At 41.8% G+C, this 26,368-nt stretch carries 20 protein-coding genes and 1 pseudogene; 8 read left to right on the forward strand and 13 right to left on the reverse strand.

What is annotated here, in order from left to right:
- Positions 1 to 24 precede the first annotated feature (24 nt).
- Positions 25 to 1,383: a sensor histidine kinase gene (locus tag V7K60_RS25360; RefSeq protein ID WP_334929496.1), complete on the reverse strand. Its 1,359-nt coding sequence runs from the start codon at positions 1,381 to 1,383 to the stop codon at positions 25 to 27.
- Between the two features lie 240 nt (positions 1,384 to 1,623).
- Between V7K60_RS25360 and V7K60_RS25365 the strand changes: the two genes are divergently transcribed.
- Complete coding sequence (locus V7K60_RS25365) at positions 1,624 to 2,391, forward strand: Uma2 family endonuclease (RefSeq protein WP_334929498.1); 768 nt, start codon at positions 1,624 to 1,626, stop codon at positions 2,389 to 2,391.
- Positions 2,392 to 2,524: 133 nt separating this feature from the next.
- A complete protein-coding gene (locus V7K60_RS25370; RefSeq protein WP_334929500.1) occupies positions 2,525 to 3,697 on the forward strand; it encodes an S-layer homology domain-containing protein in 1,173 nt (390 codons plus the stop codon).
- Positions 3,698 to 4,228: 531 nt separating this feature from the next.
- Here the strand turns inward: V7K60_RS25370 and V7K60_RS25375 are convergent.
- The gene (locus V7K60_RS25375) at positions 4,229 to 4,666 is read right to left on the reverse strand and encodes a CAAD domain-containing protein (RefSeq protein ID WP_334929502.1); all 438 of its coding nucleotides are present in this window, start codon (positions 4,664 to 4,666) and stop codon (positions 4,229 to 4,231) included.
- A 1,043-nt stretch (positions 4,667 to 5,709) separates the two neighbouring features.
- Here V7K60_RS25375 and V7K60_RS25380 point away from each other — a divergent pair.
- Positions 5,710 to 7,383, forward strand: coding sequence for a sensor histidine kinase (locus V7K60_RS25380; RefSeq protein WP_334929504.1), 1,674 nt, complete (start codon positions 5,710 to 5,712; stop codon positions 7,381 to 7,383).
- A 219-nt stretch (positions 7,384 to 7,602) separates the two neighbouring features.
- On the opposite strand, the gene V7K60_RS25385 is transcribed toward V7K60_RS25380, so the two are convergent.
- The 6 genes from V7K60_RS25385 to V7K60_RS25410 form a co-directional block, all read right to left on the reverse strand.
- Complete coding sequence (locus tag V7K60_RS25385) at positions 7,603 to 8,304, reverse strand: carbonic anhydrase (protein WP_334929506.1); 702 nt, start codon at positions 8,302 to 8,304, stop codon at positions 7,603 to 7,605.
- 28 nt (positions 8,305 to 8,332) lie between these two features.
- Positions 8,333 to 8,644, reverse strand: coding sequence for a P-II family nitrogen regulator (locus tag V7K60_RS25390; RefSeq protein WP_334929508.1), 312 nt, complete (start codon positions 8,642 to 8,644; stop codon positions 8,333 to 8,335).
- Positions 8,645 to 8,648: 4 nt separating this feature from the next.
- Positions 8,649 to 9,617, reverse strand: coding sequence for a sodium-dependent bicarbonate transport family permease (locus tag V7K60_RS25395; RefSeq protein WP_334929513.1), 969 nt, complete (start codon positions 9,615 to 9,617; stop codon positions 8,649 to 8,651).
- Between the two features lie 452 nt (positions 9,618 to 10,069).
- Positions 10,070 to 10,210 (reverse strand): hypothetical protein, encoded by a 141-nt coding sequence (locus V7K60_RS25400; protein ID WP_334929515.1) that lies wholly within the window; start codon positions 10,208 to 10,210, stop codon positions 10,070 to 10,072.
- A 50-nt stretch (positions 10,211 to 10,260) separates the two neighbouring features.
- Entirely contained in the window at positions 10,261 to 10,482 is a 222-nt protein-coding gene (locus tag V7K60_RS25405) for a hypothetical protein (protein ID WP_334929517.1), read from the reverse strand.
- A gap of 137 nt (positions 10,483 to 10,619) precedes the next feature.
- Positions 10,620 to 10,757 carry a hypothetical protein gene (locus tag V7K60_RS25410; RefSeq protein ID WP_334929519.1) on the reverse strand — a complete coding sequence of 46 codons (138 nt, stop codon included), beginning with the start codon at positions 10,755 to 10,757 and terminating at the stop codon, positions 10,620 to 10,622.
- Between the two features lie 201 nt (positions 10,758 to 10,958).
- Here V7K60_RS25410 and pcrA point away from each other — a divergent pair, with 201 nt between their 5' ends.
- Positions 10,959 to 13,283, forward strand: a complete 2,325-nt coding sequence (pcrA, locus tag V7K60_RS25415; RefSeq protein WP_334929521.1) for a DNA helicase PcrA — start codon at positions 10,959 to 10,961, stop codon at positions 13,281 to 13,283.
- Positions 13,284 to 13,332: 49 nt separating this feature from the next.
- Here pcrA and V7K60_RS25420 read toward each other — a convergent pair whose 3' ends face one another.
- The 4 genes from V7K60_RS25420 to V7K60_RS25435 form a co-directional block, all read right to left on the reverse strand.
- The gene (locus V7K60_RS25420) at positions 13,333 to 13,626 is read right to left on the reverse strand and encodes an antibiotic biosynthesis monooxygenase family protein (RefSeq protein ID WP_334929523.1); all 294 of its coding nucleotides are present in this window, start codon (positions 13,624 to 13,626) and stop codon (positions 13,333 to 13,335) included.
- Positions 13,627 to 13,720: 94 nt separating this feature from the next.
- Positions 13,721 to 14,371, reverse strand: coding sequence for a retron system putative HNH endonuclease (locus tag V7K60_RS25425; protein ID WP_334929525.1), 651 nt, complete (start codon positions 14,369 to 14,371; stop codon positions 13,721 to 13,723).
- The gene (locus tag V7K60_RS25430) at positions 14,368 to 15,753 is read right to left on the reverse strand and encodes an AAA family ATPase (RefSeq protein ID WP_334929527.1); all 1,386 of its coding nucleotides are present in this window, start codon (positions 15,751 to 15,753) and stop codon (positions 14,368 to 14,370) included. Before V7K60_RS25430 ends, V7K60_RS25425 begins: the two co-directional genes overlap by 4 nt.
- A 5-nt stretch (positions 15,754 to 15,758) precedes the next feature.
- Positions 15,759 to 16,676: a metallophosphoesterase family protein gene (locus V7K60_RS25435; RefSeq protein WP_334929529.1), complete on the reverse strand. Its 918-nt coding sequence runs from the start codon at positions 16,674 to 16,676 to the stop codon at positions 15,759 to 15,761.
- A 135-nt stretch (positions 16,677 to 16,811) separates the two neighbouring features.
- Between V7K60_RS25435 and V7K60_RS25440 the strand changes: the two genes are divergently transcribed.
- Positions 16,812 to 17,678 (forward strand): hypothetical protein, encoded by an 867-nt coding sequence (locus V7K60_RS25440; protein WP_334929530.1) that lies wholly within the window; start codon positions 16,812 to 16,814, stop codon positions 17,676 to 17,678.
- Positions 17,679 to 17,736: 58 nt separating this feature from the next.
- On the forward strand, positions 17,737 to 18,567 hold the full coding sequence (locus V7K60_RS25445; protein ID WP_334929532.1) for an ATP-grasp domain-containing protein: 831 nt from the start codon (positions 17,737 to 17,739) through the stop codon (positions 18,565 to 18,567).
- A gap of 119 nt (positions 18,568 to 18,686) precedes the next feature.
- Here V7K60_RS25445 and V7K60_RS25450 read toward each other — a convergent pair.
- Positions 18,687 to 20,765: pseudogene (locus V7K60_RS25450) on the reverse strand (GAF domain-containing sensor histidine kinase).
- Positions 20,766 to 20,859: 94 nt separating this feature from the next.
- Here V7K60_RS25450 and cobN point away from each other — a divergent pair.
- Together cobN and V7K60_RS25460 are read left to right on the forward strand one after the other, a co-directional pair.
- A complete protein-coding gene (gene cobN / locus V7K60_RS25455) occupies positions 20,860 to 25,215 on the forward strand; it encodes a cobaltochelatase subunit CobN (protein ID WP_334929534.1) in 4,356 nt (1,451 codons plus the stop codon).
- A gap of 9 nt (positions 25,216 to 25,224) precedes the next feature.
- A complete protein-coding gene (locus V7K60_RS25460) occupies positions 25,225 to 26,355 on the forward strand; it encodes a peptidoglycan-binding domain-containing protein (RefSeq protein WP_334929536.1) in 1,131 nt (376 codons plus the stop codon).
- The last annotated feature ends 13 nt before the right edge of the window (positions 26,356 to 26,368 follow it).

Here is a 26,368-nt window from a genome sequence, read left to right on the forward strand (position 1 = left end):
TGGGTATTTTGAATTCTGAATCAATCAAACTAAAGGTAATAAAATTTCAAATTTTGTACCTATACCAATCTGTGAATGAAAATTCAATTTCCCACCATGTCTGACGGTGATAATTCGATAACTTACCGCTAAACTAGTATTTTTACCATTCTTTGTTTCCAGAGAAAAAGACTCCATAATTTGCTGTTGTAAGTCTTCAGGCATTCCAGAACCATTGTCAGCAATGCGAATTAAAACCCAGCGAGAATCAGGTGCATCTGGATTGCTTGCTTCTTGTGATATAACTTCTGTGGTAATCTCAATTCGAGGTTTTTGAACAGTCTTTGTCTCTTCTGAATTTAACTGTTGTCGCACTGCTTCATTAAGTAAAGCATCTACAACTTCGCTTAAAATATTCATCAAAACCTGGTTAAACTGCCCCATGAAGCAATACACAGGGGGTAATTGACCATAGTATTTGACGATTTCAATTTCTCCTTGAAGGCGACTATTAATTAATAAAATGATGCTATCTATACAGGCGTGTAAATCTACTGGCTTGGGATAAAGTTCATCAATATGACAGAAGTTTTGCAAGCTAGTAACGAGTTTTTTTAATCTTTCCGCTCCCGTGCGAATACTAGCAAGCGATCGCGACAAATCTTGTTCTAAAAAATCAAATTCAATCTCTTCTTTAATCTGATTAATTGCCTGAGAAACTGATGGTAACTCTTGATCGTAAGCTGCTATGAGCTTGAGTAAATCTTGACTGTAATTTGAAACATAAATGATGTTACCCCAAATAAAACCCACTGGGTCTAAAATTTCGTGCGCTACGCCGTCTACCAAACGCCCCAAATTTGCCATTTTATCATTTTGAATCATTTGGGCTTGACTGCGTTCATAGCGGATCAGATTGTCGATTCCCCGAATTTGCCAAGAAATAATATTCAATTCTTGGACATCTAACAATCTATAAGCACCAGATTCGGTTTGTACTACAATTGGTTCTGCTAATAATTCTGGCGATCGCTTTAAGCTAAGTTGCATTGTTGTTAAAATCGATGTTGTATCAGCAACCAGCAACATCGGTGTCCGCACATAGCTGTAGAGAACAGCTAATGGTTGCTGAATAAATAACTCTTGTCCGAATGGACGAATCGAAAATTCCAGTAGTCGCCGCCGCGAAATCATCCCAATAAATTGTCCCTGTTCTACCAAAATTACTCCTGGTAGCAAGGGGTATTTTTCCAAAAAACTAGCCACTTCCATACCAGTGTGGCTAATTTCCACCGGGAAGTTATACATTGGTAGTTCTTGGAGGGTTGAATCTAAACCAAGATCGCGATCGCTACCCTCAGACAAAAATGGCGGTGAAATTTGGCAACTAAATTCTTCTGGCACTAGACACCCTGATTTTTTCAAAGACAGGTAAAGAATAAGTTAATATTTTACATTCTGCCACTCTCAAAATCCGGTTTTAGTTTAGGTATCTAATAAAACTAGTGGTCTATCAAGGTAAAAATCTTTCTCAGGCGACTAGAAGTAATTGGCGTGCAATTTATAATCTGGGTGGAGAATATTCAGAAAGCGATCGCAAGCTAAACTAAAAATAACCTTTACCAAGAGTGCAAAGGTAGCGTTATGACCTCTGTAACCAATCCGCCCAACGCCCTCACTCCTTTCCCCTTCCCGGATCATACTCAACTTCCTGAGTCCGATGGTACTTTTGTGTTCGTGGAGTGTGCCGAAGGCAAGAACTGGCAAGAACATCCCCAAAGCATTTTACTGACTGACTCTATTACACCCATCCTCAAGCAATTAAATCCTGAAGGTGAATACTGTATAGGGCAAGACTTAGGCATTTACTGGCGCTTGACTGATCCCCCTGAAAAAGTCGCAGAAGCACCTGATTGGTTTTATGTACCGAATGTACCATTTTTGCTCAATGGGAAAACGCGACGTTCTTATGTGTTGTGGCGAGAGTTTATTGCCCCGTTGATTGTCTTAGAATTTGTCTCTGGGGATGGTAGTGAAGAACGGGATAAAACTCCTTTGAAGGGGAAATTTTGGATTTATGAGCAAGTCATTCGTCCTCCCTTCTACGGCATTTATGAAGCGAGTAAAGCCAGCCTAGAGGTTTATCATCTAATTGAAGGACAGTATCAGATATTACCAGCAAATGAACGAGGACATTATCCTATAGTTTCTTTGGGTGTTGAATTAGGCTTATGGCTAGGAGTTTATCAGAATGTGGAATTACCCTGGCTGCGTTGGTGGGATTTACAAGATAATTCGTTGTTGAATGGCGATGAAAGAGCCGAACAGGAATCTCAAAGAGCAGAACAGGAATCCCAAAGAGCCGATCGCCTAGCTGCCCAATTGCGTAGACGCAAAGCGGCTTGTCGTTAGACATCGCTCAGTATTGAACCAGAAACTTGATATCCTACTACGAATTACGAATTAAAAAAGGGCTGGTGTAAAAGAGTCATCTGTGGCTTAATTTGTTTAGACACAAATTTTTACTGCTACCTGGGTAATCACGATGACAAATAGACCTCCTTCCGAACCGGAGTCATCCCAAAAAACTGCCCTTGGCTTTGATGAATTTATAGCCATTCTGGTTGCCTTCGCCACTATCGGAGCGATTCTTTTTTGGTCATTGTCCCGCAGGGATTCTAGTTGGAACTTAAACGGGCTGCTGTTGCCTTCTTCCACTCCATCTCCTAGTGTTCGACCAAATCCAGTATTGCCCTCTCCTACTGCCAAGGTAGAACCTTATGCAGTCCCCAACAACGTTTTGCCCTCTTCTCCACCTGAAGCTGTTGTTGAACCCACCACACGTTCATTCCCAACTAACAGTGCAACTCCTTACCGCGCAATGTTACCATCTGTTCTGGTAATCCCAACTCAATCCCCACAAGCACAAACACCTGTATCCCCTCCAACAGAACTTGAGTCATCACTCAAATCATCAGCGTTGCCTTTAGTAACTCCGGCAAAACCAAAATCAATCATTCCGCCGCCAATTGCATTTAACGATGTGCCCGATAACTTTTGGAGTCGGCGTTTTATAGACGTTCTTTCTGCCCGTGGGATTCTCAAAGGGTTTCCTGATTATTCTTTTAGACCAAATCAGCCTGTAAACCGCGCCGAATTTGCTGCCATACTAGAAAAAGCCTTTGACCAAGAACCGTCTAAGACTACGATCGCATTTCAAGATGTACCAACAAAATTCTGGGCAACTCCAGCAATTGACCAAGCCATTAGTGGCGGATTCCTCAAAGGCTACCCGAAAAAAACCTTCAAACCACAACAAAATATTTCACGAGTGCAAGTTTTAGTTGCCCTTGTCAGTGGGTTGAATTTGAAAGCACCCACTTCCCCAAATCAGATTATCAATGTCTATAAAGATGCTAAAGATATTCCACCTTATGCTATCGGCAAAATCGCTGCTGCTACAACCAATGGTCTGGTAGTTAACTATCCAAATCCTCAAGTCCTAGATCCAAACAAAGTAGCTAGTCGGGCACAAGTGGCAGCAATGATTCATCAAGCTTTAGTTAAACGGGGCAAATTGGAGGCAATTACATCTCCTAATATAATGCGTAGGCGTAGCCCACCGCAGGCATCGCCCAAAATATCTCCAAAACTTCCACACACTCCAAAACCGAACCCAAAAGTTAAATTGCCCACCGGAGGTTCGCCTCAACAATAATTACTAATTCGTAATTCGTAGTGACGCTCGATAACTCGCTCTAAGCGTACTCCTACGGAGAAGCAAGCTACGCGTAGCGTCTCGTAGAGAAGCCATGCCGTTGGCGTTCGCGTTCGCGTCTCTGAAAGAGAAGAGAAGGCTTTACGCTGCGCTATGCGCTAAAGCGTCTCCCCTTCTCCAAAGGGAGAGGCTAACGCCTTCGCGGAGCGTCTCGTAGAGAAGGGAGAAGACTCGCTACCGCTGCGCTAACGTAATTCGTAATTCAACGCAGGGTCAGAAGGAGCGAATTCTATACGAAGTGTTAGTAAACTTCGTAGGGCATTTTGAGAGAAGTCTGAACGCCGGAAGTCGGCGTTCAGACTTCGGGGATTTGGAATTAGAGCGTACTTCTACACAGGAGCAAGCTACGCGTAGCGTGATGCCCTGAACTTGCCGTACCACTTGCCTACGGCACGCTCCGCGAACGTGGAAGCAAGCTCAGGGCATTGCGTCTTCAAGAGAAGGGTCTCATAGAGAAGCGATAATTAGATATTAAGCTTCTGGAATTTCTTTACCAACAACTTGTGATTTAAGAGTGGTGATTTCACTAGTTAACTCTTTCCTGGTTGAGGCTTTGAGTAAATAGCGGTAAACAAACCAGGCAGAGTAACCAATACCGATCAGCTCAAAAGTAGGCGCTACCAAAGGGATATCATTCAAAGCATCTAATATTGCCAAGAGTACTTTAACGGCAACAATTGATCCTACAATTAAACCAACTGTTACCAGGGGTTGCTTATATTGATTAAAGAAGCTTCCCAGATAATCTGGTAATGTTGCTAAAAAGGTAGAAATTTGCTCCCCGTATTTTAGCCATTCGTCTTGAGACTGTGCCGGAGGCTGGAGTTTGGTGATGGTTCCTGTTTGGTTGTTGATCTCTGCCACTGTAGTCTCTTTAGATGCGGTTTCAGTAAATTCTTGTTCTGGCATTTTCGCTCCTATTAATTTGACTGTTGAGTTTTTCTAATCTGGATAATTACAACCAAAAGGTTGTTGATTAGGTAATGTACTTGTGCATCAGTACAATTTGGTGAAAGGCACAAAAAGATTTTAGTGTCCTATAACCCTATAACCATAGTTGCCCCGTACTATCTACTGCATCAACTACAAGGTAGACAATCAGTAGGAGGATAGAACTCAGAAGGCAGCAGGATGTATTACAATCAACTTCCTAAGTTCTATTTTTGGAATCAACTGGAATCCTCAGGTTGTGATTATCCCATTTCATGTCATTTGCTCATAATCGTACTAAATCTAAGTACAAATGATGCAAAAATCACTCCACTTCTCATTTATATAAGCCTAGAAGCCGATTTTATCCGATATTAAAGCTATTTTAAGCCGCGTTCGTCAATTAACGCATTCGTATTGATATTAATACGTAATGAAAATTTTTTTGTGTTTATATAGGCTAGACTTTTAAACTATTTTATGATATATGTGCCTGGGATGATGGAGACAAGGGGACAAGGAGATAAACCAAACTCAGCACTCTTTTGCCCAATCCTTAATCCTTAAGAAGTATGAAACCTTTTGTTTTTCTCCTGATTGTATTAATTTTATAAGGAAGCAGTAAGGTAGAGTAGTGGCGTAGGCGATCGCAAAAACTCATTGCCTGCTATCAACCGCATATTGAAGAAAGTAGTGTGGTAAGGAGAAGACGCTCTCAGGCGCGTTTTTAGTGCAGAAAACTATATCGTTGCTCCTAAAAAAAAGTGAATTCTGTGAAATCTAGTAATTATACTTGGTTAACTTGTTGTAAAATTTACTTATATAATTTAGGGTGATGCTAATTATCTAGCAAGCAATGATTTGCTCTTGCAATAAAAGAAGATAATGTAGATGTTAATGACTAATTAAGGTATTTTGACAATTTAGACTAATTTGATTATTTTTGCGGGAAGGCAAGGAGGTTTGAGAAATGCTTTCCTCAAAAGCCAACCCCTATCTACAGCAGTTCAGAAAGCAAAAAAGTGTCAGCCGAAGAGCCATCGACAGACGAACTCCCAACTATAGAATTTCCTTCACGAGGAAAACTCAAAGCTAGTTCTTGGCGTATCCATCAAAAAATTGGCTATGGGTACTTTGTAGCGATCGGAATTGGCTTTTTTGGTTCACTGACTGGGTTAGTGATTGCTAGTTACTACCGGGGAAGGGAAGTTAGACAATTCAATCAAGCTTATCAACAAGGACAACTACTAAGTAATTATAAAGATGCCGTAGTAGGGGCGCAATTACATAGTTCTAACCTAGTTGCTGTATTAGAAAATTCACAACAACTGCAAAGCAAAAAAGCTGATTTTCTGAAGAATGTTGAAAAAGCCAAGCAACTAGAGTCAAAAATTGGCGGATTTATCGATAGTAAACCTAAAAGACTAGCAGCAACAAGTTCGACTTTACAGACGTTATTGCTGGATTATAAGACTAATTTAAAAGCCTACGTTGACCAAATCGAGGTCGTCTTACAGAAAATTGACTCCCCAAAAGTACAACCTCAGAAGATTTCCTCTGCCCGATCGCAGTTATTAACAATAATGCGTGGTGAAACAGCCATGCGGCTAGACCAGCTTTCTCAAAGCTTGACTAACATCCTGCAAACTGCTCAAGATCAAGAGCAAGAAAGGCAAAAAGCCGTTGAGCAGGCGAGAATAGTTGAGCGATTGATCGTGATCGTGAGTATGCTGGTTTCGGTAGCGATCGCAGCTATTGTAGCTTGGCGTACTAGTCGGGCGATCGCAGAACCAGTTATCACTGTAACCCAAGTAGCTGAACAAGTTGCAAGGAAACATAATTTCGATTTGCGAGCGCCTGTCACCACTGAAGATGAAATTGGCCTACTCGCCAAATCTCTAAATCGTCTAATTGAGCGAGTATCTGAGCGAACAAAAGAACTACAACAAGCTAAAGAATTAGCCGAAGCTGCTAGCAAAGCAAAAAGCGTATTTTTAGCCAATGTCAGCCACGAATTACGCACACCATTAAATGCTGTCATTGGCTTAAGCCAACTACTAGAAGACGACGCTACCGATCTTGGTTTATCGGCAGATTTTATCACAGATTTAGAAACAATTAATGCTGCTGGTAAGCATCTACTGCACTTGATTAACGAAATCCTCGACTTGTCAAAAATTGAAGCGGGGAAAATGACCTTGTATCCTGAGACATTCGAGATTGCAATGCTGATTCATAACATTGTCCTCACAGTCAAACCAGCTATAGAAAAAAATGCCAATGTTTTAGAGGTGGATTTTGATGAGCAACTTGGCACCATGTACGCCGATCAAACTAGGATGCGGCAAGTGTTGTTAAACTTACTCAGCAACGCCAGTAAATTTACTACAAATGGCAAGGTGACGCTGACAGTCAACAGAGAAAAGGATGAATTTCGACCGGAGGCTCCTTTGGGCAGCATTATTTTCACCGTTACCGACACAGGTATCGGTATGTCTAACCATCAACAGCAGCAGTTATTTCAACCTTTTACACAAGGTGATACCTCAACTACGAAAAAGTATGGAGGTACGGGACTGGGGTTGGCAATTAGCCGCCACTTTTGCCAGATGATGGGTGGTGAAATTATTGTCAAAAGTCAGCCAGGAATTGGCTCTACTTTCACTATTCGTCTGCCAATGACTGTGCAGGATTAAATGTTGGGCATGGGAAAGAGGACTTGGGGACAAGGGGAAAGACTTGTTACTTGTGTAAGTTATGAATTACAGCAATTTTCATGTATTTGAACCACATCTGTCGTAAGGGCACAGCAATGCTGTGCCCCTACCGCGTGGTCTATTTACCTGAAAATAACTGTAAGTCTCCTTGTCTCCCCTGCTTCCCTGCTCCCCCTCATCTCAGAATCCTCTACGGAATTAAGTAATAATAGTCACCCTACCTGTATCCAAGTCGTAACGACCCCCGACAATTTTCAATTTGCCTGACTCCACCTGCTTAGTTAAAAGCTTTGAGTGCTTCAACCGTTCAATTTGATATTGCACATTTGCCACCACAGCGTTTTCAACCGCATCACCCGGCTGATTCTTGACCTTTTTCAGGGCTGGCTTAATTGCCTTAACAAAAGTACTAATATCACCAGGTAATGATTCCTTTTGGACAGCTGCGGTTACTGCGCCACAACGCTCATGACCCATCACCATCAGCAGTGGAGAACCTAATAAGGCGACTGCATATTCAATACTACCGATCGCTTCATGTGTAGCAATATTTCCGGCAATCCGAACATCAAAGATGTCCCCAATGCCTTGATCAAAAACAATTTCTGCGGGTACTCGTGAATCCGCACAACTAAGAATAGTTGCAAATGGATGTTGAGCTTGAGCAACTTCGTGCAGCCGCAGCTCAGATTGATCGGGATATTGGGGATGATGATCAATAAACCGCTGATTTCCCTCTATCAGCTTTTGTAAGGCTGCATCGGGACTGAGGGATTCAGGGGAAGTTGAGGGGATTTCGGCAGCTTTAGCCTGTTCAACCCGCCAGAGTAAATCGCTGGCAGATAGCATCATCCCAAACGCCCCGGTCATTCCTAACTTTAAAAAATCACGACGTTCCATGAAATGCTTCATTGAATTTATCACTCTCTTACATCGACGCAACACATCTGACAGAGCGAATCTCCATCACATCGGAAACGTAGCAAGTACCTCCGAACTTATTAAGGAGTGGTTTGATATTTTCGACAACCGGCTTAAGTTGTTCTGGCATACAAAACGCGAGGATGTAAACATTATCAAGCATGGTCATGTCTAAATCTTCTGTCGTTCCTTGTAATCCTTTACCAGCTACATTTCGGATTATGGCATGGTTATGTACACCCGACTTGTCTAATTTATCTAAAATTTTGGCAAGCTCAAAGGAGTTGGCGATAATTTCTATCTTTTTAACTACGTGCATATTATTACCTCCAAAATAGGTTAATTCCGTAAAGATACAACGGAATTCCTACAATAATATTGAACGGAAATGTGACTGCTAGAGCGGTAGAAACATACAGGCTGGGATTTGCTTCGGGAACAGTCATCCGCATCGCCGCCGGGACAGCAATGTAAGAAGCACTGGCACACAATACAGCGAATAACAGCGAATCTCCGCGAGGCATACCGATGAATTTAGCAATCGCTAACCCAATGCCTGCATTGAGTATTGGAATTAGTATGGCAAATAAAATCAGGAAAACTCCGGTTTTTTGCAAGTCTTTAATTCTTCTGGCAGCGACTAGTCCCATGTCCAGTAAAAAGAAGGTGAGAACACCATAAAACAACCCTTGAGTAAAGGGTTCTAATACGTGCCAACCGCGTTCTCCTGTCAAGACACCTATTAATAGACTACCGACTAGGAGAAAAACTGAACTATTAAGAAATGCTTCTTGCAAAACTTCCGGCCACGAAAAGTCCCGCTTTCCATCGTTGGTGAATATATTCACCAAAATTAGACCAACTATAATCGCTGGGGATTCCATGAGCGCAAGGGCTGCCACCATGTAACCATCAAAAGTAATGCCAAGCTCAGTTAAAAAAGCGCTAGCCGTGATGAAGGTGACGGCACTGATAGAGCCGTAGGTTGCAGCGATCGCAGCCGCATCGTAAGTATCCAATTTCAACTTCAGGATAAAAAAGGTGTAAATTGGAACAACACAAGCCATCATCATTGCTGCCGCGAGTGTGAGGATTACTTCCTGAGTTATACCGCTTTTGATTAGTTCTACCCCTCCTTTAAAACCAATCGCAAGCAGCAGATACAACGAAAAAAGTTTGGGCATTGGTGCGGGAATTTCTAGATCAGACTTGACAAAAACAGCAGTCATGCCTAAAAAGAAAAACAGGATTGGCGGATTCAAAATGTTGGATACAATTAAGCTAACATCCATATCCACCCCTCCTTGTATTGGTTAAACCTGAAATTAAAGAAATTTTTCATCTTTAAAAATTTAACGGTTGAATCATGATGTACCGTGTATCACTACCCAATGTCAATTGGGTACTCAAGGAGTGAATAGTCCGATTGGTGACAATAGTGTCGGCGAGGTATCACAGCGTTTTTCACTTCAATAAACCACGGGCTAGGGAACATTGCAGTGTCCCTACAAAAATCCGTAGTTAAATTAACTGAAAATAGCTGTGAAGCTCTGTTAACAACAGAACAAGTAAGAGCTTGCCCAGTATTTTTATGATGTTTGATTCCCCGTCGCTGATTTTACGACAGAACGCGCAGGAATAACTCGTGGCTAACCTATCTACGTAGAAAAATTAACGTATTGTAGAGGCAATTCATGAATTGCCCTGGCAAAAACCTTGTCTAAATCCCAGTATTTTTTATGATTTACAACAGTTTGGTAAACCCCGCTTGCTGAAAATGACGGTCAGATTTAAAGGCTTGAGTAATCCCCTCTTGTGTCATCACCGCAAAGCTGATACAGTCAGTTAACTCCCAATCTTTATCGGGACGCTGGCTGTATAACATCCAACCTTCATTCAACAATTTTTGACTGAAAGGGAGGATTTGCACACTTTTTAAAAGTCGCAACGCAAACTGTTAATGAAAGCAACTGTCTGAACACGACTAATTGGTGTACACAGAGCATCTGCAATCTCCAATAGTACAAACTCTGTTGTTACCAAAGGCGTTTCTAAACGCACAAGTCTATCCATTACCTCACTTGCCTGGTGATGAAGATTATCCCTAATATTAAGAAGGGCAATCCAGGCAGCTGTGAAGACAAAAACTTTCGTCAAGGTTATGATTCTCGCTTTTGCATTCCATAGAGATAATGGTCATGCTGGTGTGCCAAATCGCCAATATCTGTATCAACTGCACAGTTTTTAATCAACTGCCTCAGTTGATCCCAATCTGAGTTTTCTGGTGTTGCTAGCTAAGGTGTGTGGTTTTCTTCAACAAACACAATTATAACTGACTGTCCCTCATGCCCTTCAATTGGTTCGTTAGGATGAACTACACCGTTTTGGAATCTGCCTTTGACTGACAGCATAGCTTTTTCTTGCTTCCACATAAATCATGATAGAGTACCATTCTGGTTAAGAATATTGCCACACAATCTTTGTTGACCAAGTTTCGTTAGGATATTGTAACCTGGGCAATAGCAACTCTCTATTGATGTGACGCCAGGCATAGGCGTAGCCCGCACTTCTCTACGAGACGCTGCGCGAACGACAAGCTCAGTGACCATCGGAGACATCGCTTTTTCACATCCATGACAACAACCATCGACTTTCTTAGTCACCTTAACCCCAGCCAACGTCAAGCTGTCGAACATTACTGCGGCCCGTTGCTAGTTGTTGCTGGCGCAGGTTCCGGTAAAACACGAGCGCTGACTTATCGTATTGCCAATCTGATTCTGAAACACCGTGTTGATCCAGAAAATATCCTGGCGGTTACTTTTACCAACAAAGCCGCGCGGGAGATGAAAGACCGGATTCAACGGCTGTTTGCTGAACAACTGGCAATGAAACAACACGGTCAACGTTTTGATTTGTTGACAGAATACCAGCAAACGCTACTGCGATCGCAAGTTTACAAAAACACGATCAAAGACTTATGGTGTGGCACTTTCCACAGTCTATTTTCTCGCATTCTCCGCTTTGATATTGAAAAATACGTAGACGAAAAAGGACGCCGTTGGAATCGCAATTTCTCTATCTTTGATGAATCAGATGTTATCAGTCTGATCAAAGAAATCGTTAATAAAGAGCTAAATTTAGACGATAAAAAGTTTGATGCCCGCTCTGTCCGCTACGCTATTAGTAATGCTAAAAACCAAGGTTTATCACCCCAAGAATTTGAGCGAGATCAACCTAATTATCGCGGACGGGTAATTGCCCAAGTTTACAATTTATATCAAGATAAATTAGCACAAAACAACGCTCTTGACTTTGACGATCTAATTCTTGTACCTACGAGATTATTTCAACAAAACGAGCAAGTATTGGGTTACTGGCATCGCAAGTTTCGTCATATCCTCGTAGATGAATATCAGGATACTAACCGCACTCAGTATCAACTGATTAATTTATTAGTTACTAATGGCGAAACCAAAAAGAGCGAATGGGAATGGGAAAATCGCTCAGTTTTTGTTGTCGGCGATGCAGACCAATCAATTTACAGCTTTCGGATGGCAGATTTCACCATCTTGCTAGGATTTCAGGAAGACTTTGGCGATGGTTTGGTAGATGATGACACCCGGACGATGGTTAAGCTAGAAGAAAATTATCGTTCTTGTGAAAACATTCTGCAAGCAGCTAATGAATTAATTGAAAATAACACCCAACGGATAGATAAAGTCCTGAAAGCGACGCGGGGGACGGGTGAACAGATTACTTGTCACAAAGCCGATGAAGAACTTGCAGAAGCGGCATTTGTAATTAATCAAATTAGCACTTTAAAAAACCAAAATCCAGAGTTGAACTGGGGTTGTTTTGCCATACTTTATCGAACGAATGCTCAATCTCGACCATTTGAAGAATTGTTGGTGAAATATCAAATTCCTTACACAGTTGTGGGAGGAATGAGATTTTACGATCGCAAAGAAATTAAAGATGTTGTTGCTTATTTAAGAGCGATAAATAATCCAGCTGATACAGTCAGTTTATTAAGAGTTATCAATACTCCCCGCCGGGGAGTTGGCAAAACTACTATTGATGCTTTGGTGAACGCCTCCCAGCAATTAGGGACAACTTTGTGGGAAATACTCAGCGATGAAACATCAGTTAATACATTAGCTGGACGGGCGACAAAAGCTGTAAATAACTTTGCCGCAATGATTAGCCGTTGGCAAGGACAAGTTGCTACGCTTCCGGTAACTGAGGTTTTACAAGGAATATTAGAAGACTCTGGTTACGTTCAAGACTTGATGAATCAAGGCACAGATGAAGCTACAGATCGGGTACAAAACGTCCAAGAACTTTACAACGCTGCACTGCAATTTCAAGAAGAAAACGAAGAGATTTCCCTGCGAGACTTTTTGAGTAGTGCCGCCCTTAGTTCCGATTTGGATAACTTAAAAGAAGGACAAACAGCCGTTTCTTTGATGACTTTGCACGCTTCTAAAGGGCTAGAATTTCCCGTAGTATTTTTGGTGGGATTAGAACAAGGGCTATTTCCTGGCTACCGCTCACTGAGCGATCCGGCATCTTTGGAAGAAGAACGCCGCTTGTGTTATGTGGGAATTACTCGCGCCCAAGAGCGGTTATATTTATCACACGCGCGTGAACGCCGTTTGTATGGTTCTCGTGAACCTGCTGTGCGATCGCAATTTCTCGACGAATTGCCAGAAGAATTATTAACTACTCAACGCCTAAGTCGTCAAAGTTATATTAAAAGTGCCTATACTCCGAATGGAAAACAAGATACGAAGCAGAATTGGCAAGTAGGCGATAGAGTATTACATAAAACTTTTGGGCTTGGTGAAATTACTCATGTTTTCGGAACGGGTAGTAAGATGTCTGTGGCAATTAAATTTTCTAGCTTGGGACAAAAAATTGTTGATCCAAGAGTAGCGCAGTTGCAACGAGTAGAGTGAGTATAATCGCAGAACCCCGTTTTATTTGATAAATCGGGGTTCTTGTTTTTTATATTTCAATTTCTTTAAAGTGTTCAACAATGGGAAAAGGCTCATAAAAATGATGCAGAAGTTCTTTCCACTCTTGAAACTCAGCAGAATTTCTAAATCCTACAGTATGAGATTCTAAAGTTTCCCATCTGACAAGTAATAAGTATTTACCTTTGACTTCTATACATTTATGCAATTCATGGGATAAATATCCGTCCATTGAGGAAATAATTTTAGAAGCTTTTGTGAAAGTAGCTTCAAAATCGGATTCCAAACTAGGTTTGACATGAAGCATAACTGCTTCAAGAATCATAAACGTTTTGCGATGAGTATTAATGTAATGTTATTTAGTATAAAGTAAATGCGATATCTACGACGGGCTACGCCTACGCACACACTTTACTAAATCAAAAATAATTTTTGAGTAAATAGTTAATTGCGGTACAAAACGGAGTATGTTGTCCATCAACATCCAGTTTTTCATAACCTTCAGCAAGCAGTTTTATTTCTATTTCAGTCAAACCTTCAGTAGCCAGCAATGCAGCATCAATTGCTACTCTACGCATCTTTTGCAGTTTGTCAATATCAAGTGCTAGCTTTTTAATTGTTGTTTCAGCAACAGCTTTTTTACCTGGATTATCTGTCGGTTGAATTTCACCAGAAGCAGGATATTTAAAAAAATCAGCACAGTTTATTTCCAAGGGTGAAACCATCAAATTTTCATCGTACCAATACTTTTTCTTATGTCCGCAATGCACCGGAACAGTAGGAGGTTCTTCACTTTCTCCTTGACATGAAGCGATAAGATTTGTGTACTCCAGCGCCAGATTTGGATAAGCACTACGAGGCTTGAGGTGTTCTATATGGCTAGTTTCTCTGGTGATACGCATTCCACAATAGCAACAGATATATCCCTGTTCCTTTAGTAAAGCATCATGTACAATAGGTTTTTCTGGTGTTTGAAAATTATCATCCCAGCTAGGTTTCCACTCATCATTTTCCAAAGCCTTCCATTTGGTAAATTTTTCTGGTTCCTGACTCTTTTTGATGTGCTTCATCGATTGAGAATTTCCTTCCGCCGAATGAGTACATCCGCTTTAACAAACTCTGGCTCATCTGCTCCAATTTCAATAGCCAATTGTTGACGTAATTGCCTAGCACCTTCAATATTTCCAGCATCAATTAGTCGAAAAAGCTCTAAAAGACTTTCCTTAATTTCCTGGGGACGTTCTGGAACACCCATGAGGTCTTCTAAAATGCGATTGCTGTCTCTCCCAAAGGAACTTTCTGGTCTTTTTGCAACAACACCTTCGTCTGTTTTTTCTAAAATGTAAATTCCTTCTGGTTTGACTTGGCTAATTACTTGAGGTGAATGGGTAGTGACAATAAATTGACAATTAGGGAATGTTCTTGTCAAAGCTGGAATAATTTCTCGTTGCCATTTGGGATGTAGATGGAGTTCAATTTCATCAATTAAAACAACACCTTCACCTTCGAGCGGATCTGATAAACCTGGGTTGGCGATCGCTAATCGTCTTGCTAAGTCTCCCACCATTGCCAGCAAGCATTTCTCACCATCAGATAGCTGATTAATTGTGAACTCCTGATCTTGTTTTTCTACAGTCATTCGCAGAGGAGAACGCCGCACACGTAAATTTGAAAAATAAGGGATTAATGAAGAAATAGCTTGTCTTACTGCTTCTAGTTGGTGGCTTCTATAACTTGAAGTGTCTCGCCTTTTTTCATTTTCTAAATCTTCTAACGTTCTAAACCATTGAAAGAAGGTACTGAAGCTGATTTGTATACCATTTAATGCCTGTTCATAAGCATCTGTCTGTTCAAATGAATAATCTTTTGAAATATCGAGAGATATATCAATAACTGCACGATTTACTCGATAATAAACTGCTAGAGGCAAACTAGTTTCAGGATTTTTTTGCCATTGATGATGAATTTCTTCAACAACTGTTTTTAATTCGTCCTGATAGTTATTTAAATTTTTACTGTTTCCTTTAAAATCATTTTTTAGAAACCAATTTACTGATAAAGAGTCGAGTAAAACTTGAATTTCGTTGTATGTTTCATCGCATCCATTCGTAATATCTTGTTCGCTGAAATTACGAATTTTACTGTTTTGCTCTCCGAATAACTTTGATTGACTACTATTATCAGAGTATAAATTAAGGCTCCCGTAAATATGCCCTTGAATATTTATTTGACTGCCCAAAACATTTATACTCTGGTTGGCAGATGTAAACATGTCCTCATTCGATGCAATCCTACCTATAAACTGTGACAGAAGAATAGCCAGACAATCAAGAATACTTGATTTACCAACGCCATTGATACCAATAAGTACTGTTGGTTCAGCCTCATGAAAATCAAGCGTCAAATCGCCGATTCCACGGAATGATTGCATTTTCAAGCGCTTGACTTTCATAATAATTACGCTGATTTTAGTTTAATAATACCTTTATCAAAAACGCGATTATTAGTAGCGATCGCACTTATTTCTATTCTATCTTTATACACTTCATAAGAGGCAAAACTTAAGTCGCTGGTAGAATACCCTGTCCACTCAGAACGCCCTACAGGACGATTACCAGCACCTGCACCACAAATTAAGTAAGTTGTACCATCAATAGCACGAGTGCGTTCATAATTATGTTCATGACCATTGATGTAAAGTTGAACACCGTATTTTTGAAATAGAGGAGTGAAAGTTTTAATAAAATCTGGATTATTCCCATATTGACCCGATGAATAAATCGGATGATGACCAAACACCACTTTCCAAGGAGCATTACTAAGACTTAATTCTTTTTCTAACCAACTTAGCTGGTTTTTCCAATCAGCATTACTGTTAGTATCTAAAGCGAAAAATTGCACAGTTCCCCGGCGAAATGTATAGTAACGTCCCTTCATGTTAAAGCCAGCATACTTGACTTGTGGATTGCCATTGTCAGTACGAATATCGTGATTACCTAAACAAGCCTGAAATTTCACACCAAGCTTTAGCAAACCTTGATAGGGACGCTCAAAAACTGCATTAATTTTTTCAATTTCGCCGTTATTGTAGATGTTGTCTCCAGCTAAAACGACTAAATCATAAGGATTTTTCTGATGATACGCATTCATCGCTCTAGCCACAGCATACTGTCCTTTAGCCCCAGTTCCCGTATCTGCTACAGACACAAAACGTAATAACAAGTCTTTTTTGGCTGGGTTAGCGGCTACAGCTGTTGTTGAATCACTAATATCAGTACTTTGATGATTTTGATGAGCAAACATCCAGCTTAAAAATCCTGTACTAATGGCGCTGAGGCTACTTAAAAATAAAAATTGACGGCGTTTCAGTTTCATAAGTCACCAAATTTAATAAATAGTCAGTTTAGCGAAAACAATGAGCAATGAAGTGATACATTAATGCAAAAGAAGGCAGCACCAGTAATAATGTACGTTGTTTGTCTTTGATTCGCTGCTTTTGGTGAAAGTTCCATGTCACAAGACAATCAGTCAAAACCGACGGATGAGCAGATAACTCAACCTCCCCAAAAACCTTACCAGAGAGTTCAGCCATTTTGGAAGGCTAAAATTATCCAACTTCTCCAAGGGACGATTGGGGTTTTAGAAGTAACGGTAGAAAAACTAGAGACAGCACCCCCACCTGGTACTGAGGACAAACCCAGTTTTTTCCAGCAGCTTCAGTTGTGGTGGGGTGGATTGTTAAGGACAATCCGCTTGTTTTTACCATCAAATTTGTCAACAAAGTTATCAGATACAGCTTTGACAGGAATTGTTACTGGAATTGCTGTAATTCTTGTTTGGACAACTACGACTATCTTTACTGGTAAACCTACGGAAGTAGCAACTGTTCCCCCGGTTGAAAAGGTTCTGATACCAACACCAACGGTAACTACTCCACTGGAGTCAGTCGCACCAGAACCACAGCCACCAGAGGAAATTACGCCGCCAGAAGTACAAACCACCCCACCAACGCCGGAACCAGAACCAATTCCTACACCAACACCAACGCCGACACCAATCATAGAATTGACACCTGAACAAGCCTTGATTGCGGCTATTGAAAATCAGGTAGCCGAAATTAGCGATCGCATTGCCTCTGGTTTGATAAAGTCAATTCAAGCTAACTTCCGTACAAGTAACTTGACTGTCAAAATTAGTGATGATTGGTACACTCTCAAAGAATCTCAGCAGGACAAGCTAGCTGCAAAGATATTACAACGCTCTCAAGAACTTGATTTTACTCATTTAGAAATTATCGACTCCCAAAATAGACTCATAGCTCGTAACCCGGTTGTTGGGACTGAGATAGTAATTTTTAAACGGCAAACAGCAAGTTAAAATAATTCGTAATTCCTAATTCCTAATTCGTAATTTAGACGTTTAACTTTAAGTATTTATGTTAGACAACGTTTCGCTATTGCTCAAAGCTTGTGAAAGCTTAAACATCAGCTATGAAATTTTTCATCCATCTGAAAATTTAATCAAAATAAAATTGAATAGTAAACAACATTATTTTTGTAACTATAGCACTCCGTTACTTAATCAAGCAGTAGCACATCTTATCAAAGACAAAGAATACACTTATCATGTTTTAAATAAAAAAGTTAAACTTCCTCGGACAGTAGGTTTTCTTTCGCCTTTTTGTGACAGCCGATATAAGATTTACTTAAAAATCCCAACTATTGAAGATATCGTATTGGAAATAAAAGAAAATTTTGAAACACCAGTGATTATTAAAAGAAATTCTGGTGCGAGCGGACATAATGTCTTTTTATGTGAGAATATAAATGAAATTGAAACTGCTTTAAAAGAAATTTTTAATATTAATAATAAGTATGATTACGTCGCTCTTGCCCAAGAATTTATTCACATAAAATCTGAATATAGAGCCGTTTTCTTAAATAAAGAGTTGGTTCTACTCTATGAAAAAGATATAACTGATGCCAAATTTGTCGGTAATCTCAGTCCTCTACACTGGGATGGTGCGAAAGCCAAGTATATCAACGATCCACAAATACTGTCAGAAATTGCTAATTTTGCTCAACCAGTTTTTCAAGAGTTAGACCTTGATTATGGTGGTTTTGATATCGTGTTAGATCGAGATAATCAATATTGGTTAATTGAAATCAACTCTCATCCAAATTTTAGCCTTTTTATTAGAGACAATGGAGAGGAGTATGTGTTGAAAATTTTTGAAAAAATGCTAATTAGCCTAGCCTCAAATTAAAGAAAGAGACAAGGGGAGAATTTTTGATTTTGGATTGAAGAAAGAAGCGTTCGACTGAGCGCTCACACCAAAGTCTAAAATCTCAAATCGAATAACTTCTAACTCACCAGTCTCACTGCCTAAGTTGGTATCCATACAGTAAAAATCGAGCCAATACTTACAGTTGATTCTACTTCAATTCGACCTCGATGGAGTTCTACAAGTTGTTTAGTTAAAGCCAGTCCCAGCCCAGTGCCTTCGTAGCGGCGGCGATAAGGTGTATCGAGTTGTTGAAATTTCTCAAACAGTAATGGTAATTGTTCTTCGGGAATGCCAATCCCGGTATCTTCCACTTGAAAAATAGCAGTATTATCTTCCACCCAAAGACGTAAAGTAACGTTACCACTTTCTGGGGTGAATTTAATCGCATTATTTAATAGATTCAAAAGGATTTGTTCTACTCGTTCGGCATCGGTGATAAAGCGATCGATTAATTTGTTCGCTCGTTGCTTTTTTTTGCAGTGACTTCATAGCATTTTCGGCAACATTCACCAAAGAAAATTCCGAAATATTTAAAGCTGTCTTACCAGCCTCGATTTGCGATAAATCGAGAATGTCATTAATCATTTCTAATAAATGTTCTCCACTGTCGTGGATGGTTTGCAGATAACCGCGTTGTCGTTGACTCAATTCACCCAAAGACCAGCGTAATAACGTCGAAGACATCCCAATCACATAAGTTAAAGGCGTGAGCAATTCATGACTGATGGTAGCGAGAAATTCACTTCTGATCCGGCTAGCAGCTTCGGCGGCGAGGAGAGCATCACGCAGAGCCATTGTGCGTTCAATAACTCGTTGTTCAAGAGTTTGTTTTTCTTGGGTGAGCGTTTGCATTAACTCAGCTTGGTGAATTGCGATCGCTAATTGTTTTGCGATCGCAACCAGCAAGTTTTTTTCGCTATCACTCCACTGGTACGGTTCATTGCACTGATGAGCAATCAGCAATCCCCACAGTTTTTCCTCAAACATAATCGGTGCAGCCAACTTAGCCCTAACTTGGCATTCCCTTAAAAAATTCAACAAACACTCTTCCAGAGCATAAGTTTTTTCGACATCATCCACAGCTAAAGTAAAGCCTTGGCGATACTTCTCCCAACACTGAGAGGTTCGGACAAAGCATTTTTTTCCGTGTAATTTAACACCGATGTAATAGCACCTGTAGCACGAGCTTCATAGACAATATAACCTCCATACTGTTGGTAGTCTTCTAATAGGATTTGATTATTAACTGATACAAAAGGCGAGTGTTCACCCTTGTTCTCATGTATAGAAAAATAGATTTCGGCAGGTTCCCTAACTGATAGTTCCATACCTGTTGTCAGTGCCGTTTCATTGAGGGGAATACTATCAGACTGGTATGGTTGAGTATTGACTTGGGAACCTGCAAATTTATAAATTACTAGTCTGTCTAATTCCAGAAACTCACGCACCTGTGTAATCGCTGTTGCCATAATGACAGGCAAATCTAAGCTTTTGCGGATCTGCGTTGTTACCTGATTTAATAGCCGCTCTTGGGAAATCTGTTTTTTTAAAGCATCTTCCACTGGCTGACAGATATAAACTGCTGGCCCAATTGGGCTTGGAGGTGCTATTATTTCTTGGTTTGGCTGAGTTAGGAGATATTCTAATAACAACAGCGTGAATTGACTTTGGAGTGTGGCATCATTGGGTCTAATAATTTGCTGATAGCGTTCAAGATTTTGGTGAGTATAAGAATCGCACTCAAACAAGTCTCTCAATTTGTAGACAAAAGAAGCGATCGCCTCAAAATTAAACGTCAACTGAGCATTGAGTACCGAGTAAATTCCTTGCTCCCCTGCTCCCCTACTCCCCTGGTTACTGAGCGCAGTCGTTGGCGCAGCCTCTTGTAGAGAAGTATGCTCCCCTGCTCCCCTATTCCCCTGGTTACTGAGCGCAGTCGAAGTATGCTCCTCTTCAAAGTTTCCTACCAAGAGCGCACTAAACTGCTCAGAAACCACTAGCATAAACCTTTGCCTTTGCCACTCCACAGGTATACCAATTCGTACTAACACAGCTTCTATCAACACCAGAGTGGCACTTCCTACCGTTTGAGCCATCTGTTCTAACAATTCCCCAAGCTGATTAAATACAACAATAGGCAAGGTTCGAGAAAAGCTCAAATCAGGAGAACTAAGCATTTTCAGTCGTTTTGGTAAGAGGGGGCTGAATCCAGGGAAAAAAGTTTGTTTTAATTATCTACTAACCAACAACTTAAAACGGTAATACAGGATTATGCATCGTATAAGTAGCACATCGGGTGGATGGAATCAGTCAGAGGGTTTAATTTTTTTAGAACAAACTCCCGCGCCTTTCGTGTTGATTACGGCTGCTGATACCGATATTCAAACTTTGGCAGCTGCGGTGACAAAATTACCTGGGAGCTTTCCTGCATTGAGAGTCGCTAATCTGTTGCAGTTGCAGCAACAATTAAGCATAGATAATTATGGAGAGCAAGTTTTAGAACATGCTCAAGTAATTATTTTGCGCCTGTTAGGAGGACGTTCTTACTGGGGTTATGGCTTAGAAGTAGTGCAGGAAATTGTGCAACGTAATGGTAGAACCCTGATTGTAATGCCAGGGGATGACGCTTTTGATCCCGATTTAATTTCCCAGTCTACCGTGCCCTTGGGTGTTGTTAACCAAGTATGGCAGTATTTTAGCGAAGGCGGCGTGGAAAATTTTGTTAATGCTCTGCAATTTATCTCCGATAGTTGCTTATTAACTGCATATAATCCGCCGTTACCCCGGCCAATTCCGCGTGTGGGATTGTATGAGTGGGGAGTGGGGGAGCATACTTCGACTGTGCTCAGTAACCGGGGGAGCAGAAGAGAGTTAGAACTCCGTTCATCCACCTCAGAACTGCGTTCATCCACCTTTGAACTGGATGAATCCACCTCAGAACTGCGTTCATCCACCTTTGAACTGGATGAATCCACCTCAGAACTGCGTTCATCCACCTTTGAACTGGATGAATCCACCTCAGAACTGCGTTCATCCACCTTTGAACCGGATGAATCCACCTCAGATACTCGTTCATCCACCTTTGAACCGGATGAATCCACCTCAGAACTCCGTTCATCCACCTTTGAAGCTCAAGGGTTGCAATACCCAATGCCCACTTGCCCTGAGCGAAGCCGTTCGCGTAGCGTCTCGCAGAGAAGGGATGCCCCATGCCTCATGCCCAAAATCGGCATCCTTTTCTACCGCGCTCATTATTTAGCAGGAAACACTAAAGTAATTGATGCTTTATGCGAAGCTTTGGTACAGAAAAATTTACAACCAGTGCCAGTATTTGTTTCTTCATTGCGTGAACCTGATGTGCAAGTTGAGTTGAGTGAATTTTTCCAACCCAAAGAAGCTGAATCAATCGCTGTGCTGCTAAATACCACCAGTTTTTCTCTAGCACGCTTGGAAAGCGAAACACCCCAAACCGACCTGTGGCAAAAATTAGATGTGCCTGTGTTGCAGGTAATCCTCAGTGGCGGGTCAATTGAGCAGTGGGAATCGCAGTTTCAAGGGCTTTCTCCCCGCGATATTGGGATGAATGTGGCGCTACCAGAAGTAGATGGGCGGATTATTACTCGTGCTGTGTCTTTTAAAGCATTGCAAACTCGTAATCCCCATTTAGAAACAGATGTGGTAATTTATGAACCAGTGAGCGATCGCATCGAGTTCGTTGCTAAACTAGCAGCAAATTGGGCGCGTCTACGTTCTAAACCACCCCAAGAACGTCGAATTGCCTTAATTCTGGCAAACTACCCCAACCGCAATGGCCGCCTCGCCAATGGTGTGGGACTCGACACCCCAGCAAGTTGTGTAGAAATCCTGCAAGCTCTACATCTGGCTGGTTATGAAGTAGAAAATCCACCTGCTCAAGGAGATGAGTTGATTCAACGGCTGACAGCTGGCGTAACTAACGATCCGGAAGGTCAAGAATGGCTTCCGGTACACCAAAGTGTTTCTTGGGAAGAATATCAAGAATATTTCGCTTCATTACCGCCAGCAGTGCAGCAGGGTATTAGTGAAAGGTGGGGTAATTTTGAGCAGGGGAGCAATCAAGAATTCTTCCCCTCTGCCTCTTTCCCCGTTCCCGGAATTCAACTCGGCAACATTTTCGTGGGAATTCAGCCAGCCAGGGGTTATGATAATGACCCCAGTTTGAATTATCATGCACCGGATTTAGAACCAACTCATGCTTATTTAGCTTTCTACTATTGGGTCAGAGAAACTTTTGGTGCTGATGCTGTAGTTCATGTAGGGAAACACGGAAATCTAGAATGGCTACCCGGTAAAAGTGTGGCTTTATCGAGTAATTGTTATCCAGAAGTGGCTTTTGGCGCACTTCCCCATCTGTACCCGTTTATTGTCAATGACCCTGGTGAAGGTTCCCAAGCCAAACGTCGCGCTCAAGCGGTGATTATAGATCACCTCACGCCGCCGATGACTCGTGCGGAACTCTACGGTTCTTTGCAACAATTAGAAAATTTAATTGATGAGTATTATGAGGCGGACAGTTTAGATCCTTCGCGTTTGCCAGTGATTCGCGATCGCATCCACGAACTGGTAATCAAAGAAAATCTCCATCTAGATTTAGGAATCCAAAATGAAACAGAAATTTTTAATTCTGTTAGCGCAGCGTTAGCGAGTCCGCGAGCGTCATCTTTAATTTTGAATTCTATCGGTGGCTATCTTTGTGAATTGAAAGAAGCCCAAATCCGCGATGGGTTGCACATTTTTGGGCAATGTCCTCAAGGACGGCAACTCCGAGACTTAATAGTAGCGATCGCTCGCATCCCCAATCGCCATTCTTCAGGTATTACCCGTGCCATAGCTCAAGATTGGGGTTTAGACTTCGATCCCCTCACAGCCGATTTGTCAATGCCTAGTGGTGAATACTCAATAGTCAATGGCACAGAATGCCGTACCCTCGGTGATATCGTCGAAGTCCTAGAAGAATACGCCGCCCTTCTAGTAGAACAACTAATAAATCAGGATTCAGAATTCAGAATTCAGAATTCAGAATTTAGAAATCAGGAATCTTGTACAGACGCGATGAATCGCGTCTGTACCTGGATACGCGATCGCCTCCTTCCCGCCTTACAAAAAACCGATCAAGAAATCACCCATTTATTACACGGACTCAATGGCGGATATGTCCCCAGCGCTGCATCTGGCGCACCTACGCGCGGCCGTCCAGAAGTTCTACCAACAGGGAAAAACTTTTATTCTGTCGATATTCGCGCCATTCCCACAGAGACAGCTTGGGATATCGGCAGAAAAGCTGCTGAAACCCTCGTAGAATATTACACGCAAGAGCATGGCGAGTATCCCAAAACACTAGGCTTATCAATGTGGGGAACAGCCACCATGAGAACAGGCGGTGATGATATAGCTGAAGCCTTGGCTTTACTCGGAGTTCAACCTGTGTGGGATGGTGCAGCACGGCGAGTAGTAGATTTTGAAATTTTGCCCTTAGCGATTTTGGGGCGTCCTCGTGTAGATGTCACCTTGCGAATTTCTGGATTCTTCCGGGATGCTTTTCCCAACTTAATTGACTTATTCGATCAAGCAGTATCAGCAGTGGCAGACTTGGATGAACCGCCAGAACAAAATCCCCTAGCCGATGCAGTTCGCCAAGAAACTGATTTGTGGACAAGCCAAGGATTAACTTTAGAAGCAGCCGTGGTGCGATCGCGCTATCGCATCTTTGGTTCTCGTCCAGGTGCTTACGGCGCCGGACTCCAAGGTTTAATCGAATCGCAAAACTGGACAGATGACGAAGATTTAGCCCGCGCCTACATTAACTGGAGTTCTTACGCCTACTCATCGGGAAACTTGGCAGGGGAGCAGACTTCGACTCCCTTCTCTACGAGAGGCTGCGCCAACGACTACGCTCAGGGCAAGTCGCTCAGTAACCAGGGGAGCAGGGGAGCAGAAATTCTTCCTAACTCCCAGTCCCCAATCCCCACTCCTAACTCCTCACTCCTAACTCCTAACTCCCCACTCCCCTCCCCCGAAGCCTTCGAGCAACGCTTGTCTCAAATGCAAATTGTCCTGCACAATCAAGACAACCGCGAACACGATCTACTCGATTCTGATGATTATTACCAATTTCAGGGTGGCTTAACAGCGGCGGTGCGTTCTCTACAGGGAAAAAATCCCCAAACTTATTTTGGAGATAATTCTATACCCGCCCAACCACGTGTTCGTCAACTGAAAGCAGAAATTGCACGAGTGTATCGTTCTCGCGTAGTTAATCCCAAGTGGATTGCAGGAGTTATGCGCCACGGTTACAAAGGAGCCTTTGAAATGGCGGCGACGGTAGATTACCTATTCGCCTACGATGCAACAGCTAAATGTGTCGAAGATTATATGTATCAAGGCATAGTAGATGCTTATTTACTCGATCCAGTTGTGTCAGAATTTATTCAGGAAAAGAACCCTTATGCACTGCGTGATATTGCTGAAAAATTATTAGAAGCACACAAGCGCAATTTGTGGGAGGATGTAAATATAGGAACATTAGAAGCTTTGAGGAACCTAGTACATCAAGCTGAAGCAGTTATCGAAGAAAAATCAATGGTGTAGGAAACAAATATGGAGAATCTTGCGTATTTGCACCTAGCTTTCGCCTACGAAGACAGCACACCCAGTGAATTGGTCTCCCTCAGTTCTTTGTTTAACAAAGCAGCTGCGCCAGACTGGAAAAGGCTTTCTGGTAGGGCTTGGAAGTATATGTTGCCCCTTGCTCTGTCTTTATCTATTCTTGGCGCCGTCAGTAGCGTCATGGCACTGGAAAAAGGCGATCAAGGCCCTTCTGTCAGGAATTTACAACAAAAGTTGAGAACAGCAGGTTTTTACCAATCTTCTGTTACCCAAGTATATGACGCATCCACACAAGAAGCTGTGCGGCGCTTCCAAAAGGCCGCTGGTTTACCAGTGGACGGCATTGTGGGAGCAAGCACCCTGCAAAAATTAGAAAGTTGGCAGGCCAAAAAGCCTACAACTACGGCTACACAAGTTAAAAGAAGCACTGCTGTAAGCGCACAAGCCAAAAAGCCCAGCACTACTAGTTCAGCCACCAGCAAGCGCCGCAATCCCAACTACCTTGCTAAGGGAGATGAAGGTGAAGATGTCAGAGCTTTGCAAGAACAGTTAAGAGTCGCAGGCTTTTATTACGGAAACGCTACAGGCATATTTGGTCCAATTACTGAAGAATCTGTCAAGCGGTTCCAAGATTCTTACAAATTAAGCGTTGATGGAATTGCAGGCCCAGCAACATTGAGTAAATTGCCGGGAGTTGGCATCGGTGATGGAGAAGAGGCTCCCAAAAAGGTAGTCAATCGAGACAAACTTCGTGTAGGCGATCGCGGTGAGCCAGTTAGAATTGTTCAAGAACAATTGATCCAGGCAGGATATTTAGAGGGAGAGCCAAATGGCTACTATGGCCCCTATACTGCTGATGCTGTACGCCGATTTCAGGCAGCTAATTTTTTGACAGCAAGTGGTGTTGCTGGTCCAACTACACGGGCTAAGTTATATAGCTCAGTTAATACTGTTAGCAAAAGCGAATTTAATACCTTAGAAATTCAAACCCGACTACGGGAGCGGGGTTTTTATAAAGGCAAGCTGAATGGTGTGATGGCAGATGACACCAAAAAAGCGATTAAACAAGCCCAAGAATTCTACGGCATTAGTCTCAAGGATCTTAAAAGCGGACGCTTTTAACATCCGCTTTGGT

It is taken from the genome of Nostoc sp. (assembly GCF_036917555.1).
Taxonomy (GTDB): Bacteria; Cyanobacteriota; Cyanobacteriia; order Cyanobacteriales; family Nostocaceae; genus Nostoc.